10 protein-coding genes are annotated in these 10,357 nt (G+C 33.4%); 2 read left to right on the top strand and 8 right to left on the bottom strand.

The window, feature by feature from the left end:
- The 5 genes from APR43_RS23480 to APR43_RS23460 form a co-directional block, all read right to left on the bottom strand.
- A partial coding sequence (locus APR43_RS23480) for an IS110 family transposase (RefSeq protein ID WP_165767682.1) occupies nucleotides 1-268 on the bottom strand: 268 nt, incomplete at its 3' end.
- Nucleotides 269-757: 489 nt separating this feature from the next.
- Complete coding sequence (locus APR43_RS23475; RefSeq protein ID WP_053472037.1) at nucleotides 758-2,632, bottom strand: peptidase U32 family protein; 1,875 nt, start codon at nucleotides 2,630-2,632, stop codon at nucleotides 758-760.
- Nucleotides 2,633-2,776: 144 nt separating this feature from the next.
- Complete coding sequence (locus APR43_RS23470; protein ID WP_053472038.1) at nucleotides 2,777-3,553, bottom strand: hypothetical protein; 777 nt, start codon at nucleotides 3,551-3,553, stop codon at nucleotides 2,777-2,779.
- Nucleotides 3,554-3,604: 51 nt separating this feature from the next.
- Entirely contained in the window at nucleotides 3,605-4,195 is a 591-nt protein-coding gene (locus tag APR43_RS23465; RefSeq protein ID WP_053472039.1) for a hypothetical protein, read from the bottom strand.
- Between the two features lie 120 nt (nucleotides 4,196-4,315).
- Nucleotides 4,316-4,771, bottom strand: a complete 456-nt coding sequence (locus APR43_RS23460; RefSeq protein WP_053472040.1) for a ferritin-like domain-containing protein — start codon at nucleotides 4,769-4,771, stop codon at nucleotides 4,316-4,318.
- A 362-nt stretch (nucleotides 4,772-5,133) separates the two neighbouring features.
- Here APR43_RS23460 and APR43_RS23455 point away from each other — a divergent pair, with 362 nt between their 5' ends.
- The gene (locus APR43_RS23455; RefSeq protein ID WP_053472127.1) at nucleotides 5,134-6,192 is read left to right on the top strand and encodes a serine hydrolase domain-containing protein; all 1,059 of its coding nucleotides are present in this window, start codon (nucleotides 5,134-5,136) and stop codon (nucleotides 6,190-6,192) included.
- A 55-nt stretch (nucleotides 6,193-6,247) separates the two neighbouring features.
- On the opposite strand, the gene APR43_RS23450 is transcribed toward APR43_RS23455, so the two are convergent.
- Both APR43_RS23450 and APR43_RS23445 read right to left on the bottom strand, forming a co-directional pair.
- Complete coding sequence (locus APR43_RS23450; protein ID WP_053472041.1) at nucleotides 6,248-7,438, bottom strand: pyridoxal phosphate-dependent aminotransferase; 1,191 nt, start codon at nucleotides 7,436-7,438, stop codon at nucleotides 6,248-6,250.
- Nucleotides 7,439-7,510: 72 nt separating this feature from the next.
- The gene (locus APR43_RS23445; RefSeq protein ID WP_053472042.1) at nucleotides 7,511-8,608 is read right to left on the bottom strand and encodes a fatty acid desaturase family protein; all 1,098 of its coding nucleotides are present in this window, start codon (nucleotides 8,606-8,608) and stop codon (nucleotides 7,511-7,513) included.
- Between the two features lie 107 nt (nucleotides 8,609-8,715).
- Here APR43_RS23445 and rsmG point away from each other — a divergent pair, with 107 nt between their 5' ends.
- Nucleotides 8,716-9,345 (top strand): 16S rRNA (guanine(527)-N(7))-methyltransferase RsmG, encoded by a 630-nt coding sequence (gene rsmG / locus APR43_RS23440; RefSeq protein WP_053472043.1) that lies wholly within the window; start codon nucleotides 8,716-8,718, stop codon nucleotides 9,343-9,345.
- 71 nt (nucleotides 9,346-9,416) lie between these two features.
- On the opposite strand, the gene APR43_RS23435 is transcribed toward rsmG, so the two are convergent.
- Nucleotides 9,417-10,148 carry a hypothetical protein gene (locus APR43_RS23435; protein WP_053472044.1) on the bottom strand — a complete coding sequence of 244 codons (732 nt, stop codon included), beginning with the start codon at nucleotides 10,146-10,148 and terminating at the stop codon, nucleotides 9,417-9,419.
- Nucleotides 10,149-10,357 lie beyond the last annotated feature (209 nt).

Here is a 10,357-nt window from a genome sequence, read left to right as displayed (position 1 = left end):
CTCTGACAAGACCTATGCTTTTTTTTATATGCAGAGCCGATATCACATAAACTTTAAAGTTGAATTTTTCCAATGCTTCAAACAAATTCCAATTATATCTGCCCGTATTTTCCATGGCTACAATTACATTTTCATTTGAATATCTTTTAAAAAAACGCTTTATAGCCTGAACGTTATTCTCAATAGAATAGTAATTTAATGATTCTTCTTTAATACAGATATCTAAAGTCTTACTGCTGATATCAATGCCAATAATAATGTTTTTCATAACTTTGCTTTTACGATTCAACAAATGATTTGAGAAATTCATCATAAGCTCAACTCCTTGATAACGGGTCTCTAGCCCAAATTTCTATCTGAGTCTTTGATGAAAAGGAAGCTAAAGTCTTAATCAAGATATGAGCCACAAACTCGGAGGAACGAATAGTTCACTTTTGCTTCCTTTCTCAATCATAAATTTACTTAAAAATTCAAAAAACAAATCTAAAGGAGGAACGAGGAATCTCCGTAAGTAGCTCGACAAAGATTGGCTTATTGGAACGGAGTTACTCGCGGAGATTCCTCGTTCCTCGGAATGACAAGATTGTGGAAAAATATAATCGTACAAGATCTTATTAACACGTTTGCGTGAGGGATAGAAGTGGAAAGCCCACAGCCTGACGAAGGAAGTGCGAGGACTTGCAACGGATAGCCCGACCCGGAGGGGCACGCCCAAAATAAAAAACCGATACTTCTTTTAAAAGTATCGGTTTGTATATTAATGAAAATGATCTTCTTCAATTTCAAATTCAGCATCTTTTTCCCAGATTTCCATTTCGCAAGGTTTGCAATTGAATTTTAGTTTGTATTCAAGTTCACCTTGTTTTAAAACTAAAGGTTCTTTTACCTTGACACCAACTATATCTTTTTGGTGTATCGGACATTTTTTTAATTCGTATTTGATGCAATATTTCGTTGTCATTACACGAGATTTTCCTGGATCCCATTGTAATTCAAATGCTTTTTCGATTTCGGTTACACCGTGACGTTCGTAGAATTTACGAGCTGTTTTGTTCGAAACATTGTACATGAAATCCAATTTAGTTTCAGGATACGGATGTGACGTTTTTACCATTTGGTGTTCCTCACGTTTGTAATTTGCCAAACGAATTTCGGTTAACTGATCGTAAACAGTTCTTCGCATTTCGTTGATTTTTGAAATAGGAAGGAACCAGTTTTGAGAAAACATAATGTTAATTTCGTCAGCAGTATAAGGTGTAAAACCTGTTTTTGCCAATTGTGTTTTGATGTTTTCTTCTATTGATTCGCCAGTTTTTGTCTGCTCTTTAGCATGTTCTAAATTAACTATGCTTACGTTTCCGTCTTCGTCTGTTGCGATTAATTCGAAACCATTTTCAGTTTCAGTAAGTAATAGAGTTGTACTTAATTTACGAACAGCGCTATCTTCTCTTTCTACAATTTTGATGAAAGCGGCGTCGTTATTTCTGTAGATGAAAGTTCCGTCTTTTACTTCTTTTAGAACGTTCGGGTAAATTTTTCCGTTTTCGGCTTTGTTTACGTAAATTCCGTCGGCTTCGTTATTTTCGTTGATGAAACAAAGTCCGTCACCGTTGTTTAATAGCTCACCGTTTTCGATTTCGTAAGCGTTTCCAACTGTTCTGATTAATTTACCAATATATTGTCCTTTTGATTTTGGGCTTTCCCAAGAACCAATCGAGCTGTGTCTTTCGTTCACGAAATAGTCCGTATAACCACGATTAAAGGTTCTGCTTAAAGAAGAGTCAAAAGTATAAGTACAAGTTCCGGAAGAAGCTTTCCTATATTTTTCGCTTCCTTCGCCTTCTAAAAAGCTGTCTAGTTTTTGACGTAAATAAGAAACGTTGTTTTTTACGTAAACCACATCTTTCAATCGTCCTTCAATTTTAAAAGAAACGATTCCGGCTTCAATTAAATTCGGAATTTGATCTGAAATATCTAAATCTTTTATAGAAAGTAAGTGGCTGTTTTTGATTAAAGTTTCTCCGTTTCCGTCGATTAAGTTATAAGGTAAACGGCAGTTTTGTGCGCAAGAACCACGGTTAGCGCTGCGTTCTCCGTTTGCCACACTCATATAACAGTTTCCGCTAAAAGAAACACATAAAGCTCCGGTTACGAAAAATTCTAATTCAACATCAGCGTGATCGTAAATCGTTTTAATTTGATGCAGGTTTAATTCACGTGCTAAAACCACACGTTTAATCCCGGCATCTTTCAGGAATTTAATTTTATCGGCATCACGATTGTTGGCTTGCGTACTTGCGTGAAGTACTATAGGAGGAAGCTCCATTTCCATAATCGCCATATCTTGAATAATCAGGGCGTCAACACCAATCTCGTATAATTCCCAAATCATTTGGCGGCAAGTCTCTAATTCATTGTCGTATAAAATGGTATTCATAACGACAAAAACCTGAGCATTAAATAAATGCGCATATTGTACCAAAGCGGCAACATCTTCAATAGAGTTGTTGGCATTAGAACGTGCACCAAATTGCGGCGCACCAATATATACTGCATCAGCACCACTGTTTATGGCTGCCATCCCTCCAATTAAATCTTTAGCAGGAGCTAATATTTCGATTTTCTTCTTCATTTCTAAAACTTTAGACTTTTGTGGTATTCCCGAAAAAAAGTGTGCAAAGGTCTTATAAATTATTTGAGTTTGCTAATGATGAAGGGATTTTTTTGAATTTGTTAACTTAATATGGAATGATGCTGCTTAAAGAGATAAAAAATATTAAAGATATTTAATAGTTCTAGATGTTTCTGATTTTTTTATAAGTCTTCCATTTTTAATTTGTGAATACTTTTTTTTAATCCAGTTACCAAATTTATCATATTTAATTTCCATTTCATATGTTGGAGATTTGACTATATCCCCATATTCGTTTACAATATTTTCCGAATTAATTTTATGTGAATCAATAATAGTTGTTTGGGAACTAATGAGTTCATCATTACTGTTATAATACTCAATAGTTACTTCATTTTTTTCGTAATCATATTTGCTTTTTTCTACTCCAACAATTTTATCTTTTAAATATCCTATAAGTTCAAGAGGATCTCCTTTTTCATTATTTGTTATATCTGTTTTTCGAAAAATATTTCCATTTTGATCCTTATCAGTAACATTTATTAAATAACCATTCGAATCGAAATTGTATGATGCGGTTTCGACAGTATGTCCTAGATATCTGTGCCAATTTTCAAGCTTCCTTCCAATACATTGAGTCCCTGTACTATCATAAATTCTGATAAGTCGCTGTTTTAAGTTATCGTCATTATCATATCTAAGTTCTGTTATTTCATTATTTTGAGAATTGTATGAAGTTATTTCTTTTGTATGCTCAATTGTGTTATTTGAATTATAAAAAGTAGTATATGTTGTGGTTTCTGAAACTAATTTTGGTGAATGAAAATTATCATTTTTCCTGAAATTTAAAGCACTTAAAGTGCTTTGTGAATAGATAATAATAGTTAAGAAAAAAGTAATAATAGTGAGATGCCTTTTCATAATTTAATTATAAAAAATAACGATAAATTTTTGACTCGTGTTTATATGTGATTAATCTAATGGAAAGTTATACCCTAATGCAAACACTGCTGTTGACTGTTTTGCAGCCGGATGAAAGTAGCCGGAAATACCAATTTCAAAATTGTTATGTCTGCCTACTGCCAATCCAATACTAAATGGAATATGCAGCAATACATCGCTTTTATTAAAATTAACGTTGGGCGTAAATGTTTGGAATTTACCTATCGAAGTTCCAATACCACCTTCAATAAATGGAGCGACCCATGGAATAGGTGCACAAATGCGAACTTTTCCTCCCAGTAAAAAAGCATTAGTTGTTACTTTATACTGAGGTTGGTTTTGTATATTTTGATCTTTGTCTACAGATTCAAAAATGGCACCAGCATAAGGTCTTACGCTAAACCATGATTTTAATCCTATAATATATTCACCTTGAAGATAGAGGCCGCCTCCCATAACATCTACTTCTTCCTGGCTTCCATAATCTTCGATGTAATAAGAAGCGCTGGATCCAAAACCTATGGATGCTTTAATAGAATTACCTTCTGTTTGGGCTTTTGAATAAGACGAAAATAAGATGAAAAATAAAATGGTTATAAAACCACGTAAACTTAAGGTCATAATTTTTTGATTTATTAATTTGGCACCGGCGAAAATAAGTTTTATTTTTCAATTTTATATATAAAAAAAAACCACCCAATCCGAAGACCAGGCGGTTTTAAAAAAGCATGAACCAATCGATTAGCTTGCTTTCATTTTAATTTGCGATAAAGTATTTTGAATGCTGTTTAATTGTTTTGAAACAATAAAAACCTGACTGTGTTCTAATTCATTTTCTTCGAGCGCTTTTTTATATTTTTCGATAGCAGCTTCTTCTCCGGTAATACAAGCGTTTATAATAGCTTCGGTATCACCACCTGTGAAAGATGATTTGATATCAATCCATGTTCTATGTAAAGCTCCTAGTGGTCCGCCGCCTGATGTATCTGTTGATTTTCCAAGTTTATTGATTTCGTCTTGTAGCTCTACAATAAATAAAGCTCTTTCGCGGGCATATTCCAGAAAATCAGCTTTAATGGCTAAATTTTCTACATGCTCTGCAGCGTTTGTATATCCTAGTTTTCCATCTTCAAGAATTGAAATTAATCCTTCTAAAGTTTTCACTGTTTCTTTTGTGGTTTCATCTGTATGTATCATGACTAATAGTTTTTAAATTAATACATTACAAAGTTGGCGATTTATAAAGTGTTATGTTTTACAGGATTATATGTGGTGTTTTACAATATTGTGGAATGGGAATTTTGAAAGTTTATTTTTTTTGTTCTCGCAGATTTAGCAGATTCAGCTGATTTTTTCTTTTGAAAATGAATTGTGTCGTTTCCGTTTTGCGTGAGGGATAGTAGTGAAAAGCCCGCAGTCTCGTCTTTTGACGAGACGAGGACTTGTAACGGATAGCCCGACCGGAGGGGCACGCCCAAAAATTATAGAAACTTATTTTTTGTAACCTTTAATTGATTGATGCCGTCAAAGCTTTATCAATCAAACTAAATCATCACAAAATGAAAACAATCTTAAAATCGTTTATTGTTCTGTTTATAATGGCTTGTTCGGGTTTGTCGGCTCAGAATTTAGAAACTAAAATAGATAGTTTAATTACTTCAAAGTTTAAACCTGAAAACCCAGGAGCTGTTTTTCTTGCAGTTAAGAAAGGGAAAGTAGTGTATAGAAAAGCTTTTGGAATGGCTGATTTAGAAATGAATATTAAAATGAAGCCTGAATTTGTTTTTGAAATTGGTTCGATGACCAAACAATTTACGGCTGTTTCTGTTTTAATGCTTGCTGAACAGGGAAAACTGAAGCTTGATGATGAAATTACGAAGTTTATTCCGGATTATCCAACGAATGGAAATGTGATTACACTGCATCATTTGCTTACACATACTTCAGGAATTAAAGATTTTACGAGTATGAAATCGATTAAAGATATTGCCAGACAGGATTTATCGCCTAAAGAATTAGTAGATTTTTTTAAGAATGAACCTATTGATTTTAAACCCGGCGAACAATATAAATATTGCAATTCGGGATATGTGCTTTTGGGTTATATAATTGAAATCGTATCAGGAAAGACTTATGAGGAATTCATAACTCAAAATATTTTTAAGAAAGCAGGAATGGAGAATAGTTATTATGCAAGTCATGATAAAATTATTAAAAACAGGGTATCTGGTTATCGTGACAAGAATGGTTATATAAATGCAAATTATATTAGTTTTTCTATTCCGTATGCTTCGGGATCGATAATGTCCAATGTTGATGATTTGCTGAAATGGCAAAATGCAATAAATACCAATATATTATTAAATCCGGCTTATACAGAAAAAGCTTTTACGAATTATAAACTAAATAACGGGACAAATATTGATTATGGATACGGCTGGCATTTAGAAAAGGTGAAAAACAAAATAATCCGTGAACATGGCGGAAGTATTTTCGGTTTTAAATCTATGGGAGTTTATGAGCCAACAGAACAGGTTTATGTGGTTGGTTTGAGTAATTGTGAATGTAATTCTCCAACTTCAATTACAAAAGATATTGCTGCCCTTTTAATTGACTAAACAAAAAAAGGGTGTTTTTAAAACACCCTTTTTACTTCATAATTATATAAGCTAATTAAACAGTCAGAGCTTCTTTGATTCTGCGTAATGCTTCTTTTAAAATATCGTTGCTTGTTGCATAAGAGAAACGGATACAATTTGGATTTCCGAAAGCGTCTCCAGTTACTGTTGCAACGTTTGCTTCTGCCAAAAGATACATTGAAACGTCGTTTGCATCTTTTATTTCAGTTCCTTTTAATGTTTTTCCGAAGAAAGAAGAAACGTCTGGGAATACGTAGAATGCACCTTCTGGAACGTTGATTTTTACTCCCGGGATTTCTTTTAATAATCCCACAACTAAGTCTCTACGACCGTGGAAAGCCTGAACCATTTCATTTAATACGCTTGGGTCAGCATCTACTGCAGTAATTGTAGCTCTTTGTGCCACAGAGTTTGCTCCAGATGTTACTTGTCCCTGAATTTTTGTACACGCTTTTGCGATAAATTCCGGAGCTCCAATATATCCAATTCTGTATCCTGTCATTGCAAATGCTTTTGCAACTCCGTTTACTGTGATTGTTTTTTCTAACATTCCCGGGATAGAACCTATACTGCAGAAAGTTCCTGAGAAATTGATGTGCTCATAAATTTCATCGGCAACTACGTAAATATTTGGGTGTTTTTCTAAAACTTTTGCAAGTGCTGTTAATTCTTCTCTGCTGTAAACAGATCCTGAAGGATTACAAGGAGAAGAGAACCACATCATTTTTGTTTTTGGTGTAATTGCAGCTTCTAATTGCTCTGGAGTAATTTTGAAATCTGTTTCTACAGAAGTTGGAACTTCAACCGGAACTCCGCCAGAAAGTTTTACGATTTCGAAATAAGAAACCCAGTATGGTGCTGGTAAAATAACTTCGTCACCATCATTTAACATTACTTGTGCAATGTTGTATAAAGATTGTTTTGCTCCTGTAGAAACTACGATTTGAGATGGTTTGTACTCTAAATCATTGTCTCTTTTGAATTTTCTGCAGATAGCTTCTTTTAAATCCTGATATCCATCAACAGGAGAATATGTACTGTAATTATCGTCGATTGCTTTTTTTGCAGCTTCTTTGATAAAGTCTGGTGTATTGAAATCTGGTTCACCCAAACTTAAACTGATAATGTCTTTTCCTTGTGCTTTTAATTCGCGAGCTAAAGCTGCCATTGCCAATGTCTGCGAAGTCGCAAGATTGTTGATTCTGTCCGAAAGAATATGGTTCATTATAAAAATTTTGAATGTCCTTAATTGTTGCGCTATTTAAGGATGGTTAATTATTAATAGATTTTTTTTAGTTTAAACAGATAATTCAGGTTTCATTCCTAAGTCACGCAAATGTTTGAAGTGAGCTGCAATAGCACTTCTCATTGTTTTGTATTCGTAATATGGTAAATTACATTCTTTTGCAGTTTCCTTTACGATTTTTGCAATTTTGCCATAGTGAATGTGACTGATATTTGGAAAAATATGATGTTCGATTTGGTGGTTTAATCCGCCAGTGTACCAGTTTACAATTGCATTTTTTGGCGCAAAATTAGTTGTGGTATACAATTGGTGAACTGCCCATGTATTGTCCATTTCTCCCAATTCATTTGGAGATGGATTTGTAGTGTGATCAACAACGTGTGCTAATTGAAATACAACACTTAAGATTAATCCGGCTGTGTAGTGCATTACGAAAAATCCTAGAAGCACTTTCCACCATGTAATTCCAATAAGTATTGGTAAAACAATCCAGATTGAAATGTAAATTACTTTTGTAATAATTAATGTTGTCCAAAGAATTTTTGGACTTTTTGGTTCACCGTAAGATAATTTTCTTTTCAGATAATTTCTCATTTGCTTAAAATCGGTAGTAATCGCCCAATTGAAAGTCAATAAACCGTATAAGAAAACAGAGTAATAATGTTGAAAACGGTGAAAACTATGCCATTCTGCATGTTCTGTAAAACGGATAATTCTTCCGGCATCTAAATCTTCGTCGTGTCCGGGAATATTGGTATAAGTATGGTGAAGCACATTGTGCTGAACCTGCCAGTTGTAAACGTTTCCGGCAAGAACATAAATAGTTCCGCCCATGAATTTATTGATCCAGCTTTTGTTAGAGTATGAACCATGATTTCCATCGTGCATTACGTTCATTCCAACGCCTGCCATCCCTACGCCAATGACGATTGATAAAAGCAGCATTACCCAGAAAGGCATATTTAAGGTAAGAATTAAAAAATAAGGAGTTAAAAAAACGGCGAATAGAATAACGGCTTTTAAGTGTAACTTCCAGTTTCCTGTTTTCTGAATGTTATTCTCCTTAAAGTAATTGTTTACCCGTGAGTTAAGTGTTCTGAAAAACTTCAGATTGTCTTGCCTAGCAAAAGTTGGAGCAGTGTTATTCATAATTGTTTTAAATAGTTTTCAAAGGTAATTATTATAAATTCTCAATTTGCAAAATTGAGTTAAATATTTCAATCGTAAAGTAGTACTTTTGTTAAAAATTTACTGCAATGGATGAGATATTGAAATATTTTCCTGATTTGACCGATCTTCAAATAGAACAATTTCAAAAATTAGACTTTTTATACCACGATTGGAATGAAAAAATCAATGTGATTTCGCGTAAAGACATTGATTCCTTATATACAAAACACATTTTACATTCTTTAGGAATTGCTAAAATTATGAAGTTCGAAACCGGAGCGACAGTTCTGGATGTTGGAACCGGCGGCGGTTTTCCCGGAATCCCATTAGCGATTCTTTTTCCGGAAACCCGTTTTTATTTAATTGATGTTATTGCTAAAAAGATAAAAGTAGTTCAGGGTGTTGTTGATGCATTAGAATTAAAGAACGTAAAAGCTGAACAAAAACGTGCTGAATTGGTAAAAGGCGATTTCGATTTTATCGTAAGCCGTGCCGTAACCAATATGCCGGATTTTGTTTCGTGGATTCATGATAAAATTAAAAAACAGCATAAGCATACTTTAAAAAATGGAATTTTATATTTAAAGGGCGGCGACCTGGCCGAAGAATTAAAAGATTTTCCAAGTGCAACTTTGTATGATTTAGCAGCAATATTTGATGATGAATTTTTTGAAACTAAAAAAGTGGTTCATCTTCCTTTAAAGTTTAAGCCTTAAGTTATACTTAAAGTAAATAACCCGTAAAGAATTTCTTTTCGGGTTATTTTTTGAATTAATAGTTTTTACTACTAAGATGCTCTCCTGGAAAAATCCAGAAAAGGATTTGCTTTTATGTCTAAATTATCAATAAAGTTATGAATGGCATTTTCTGATGCTTCTACAGAGTATTTAAACTCAGTATCAAAAAATAATTCTCTGCATAAAACCGGTTCGTTTGAAGAATCGTAAATTGCTTCATCAGTTTCATCAAGATTATCATAGCTGTATTGACAAGGATATAAACGAATTAGTTCGGCAATTGTTTTCTCGAACCATTTATCAAATGTTTTCTTTTTTGGGGTTATGTGTCTGGCTAGTAATGTCAAACCTACAAGTTCGCTTTGAAGCAGGTAAGATCCTTTTCTATATTTTACATCAACCATTCTCACATTCATTAAAGCAATCCATAAAGCTCCGTTAACAGCCCCGGAAGCAGGTATGTCAAGATTGCAGTCAAATAACAAAGGATTTGTTTGTTCGCGATCGTTAATGGAACACCAAAGTGCTTCAATACGTTTTTGTGTATCTGATGTATATTGTGTATAACCTGTAAAACGCCAATAAACCCATTCTAATAAAGCGGCAGTTAAACCTACAGACGCTTTATGGTTAATTTGCATTAATACACACTCTAATGCATCATTGCCTTCAATAGGATCTAATAGTTGATCTATTTTCTTTTTTGTCCATTTAAAATTAATAGGATGTCCAATACTTTTTGCTTCTGAAATTACCTGTGGAACATTGTTTAAATTTCTCATATTTTTTTAGTTGTTTATCTTGTATAACTTGTAATTTTTTACAGGGACAAATTTAGAGTGATGTGTCTTTTTAGAATGGAACAAGAAGTTTTTAAAATATCAAAATATGTTTTTTTCACAGCGTATATTGTTGATAATTAGATATATAAGAAAAGTACTACAATTTTTAAAATTGTCTTGTATATAAGACTCATACAGCTTTAATAATA

Origin of the sequence: Flavobacterium sp. NLM, assembly GCF_002210235.1 — a bacterium.
Taxonomy (GTDB): Bacteria; Bacteroidota; Bacteroidia; order Flavobacteriales; family Flavobacteriaceae; genus Flavobacterium; species Flavobacterium panici.
Note: the sequence above shows the minus strand (reverse complement) of the source record. Positions and strands in the feature narration are given on the sequence as shown.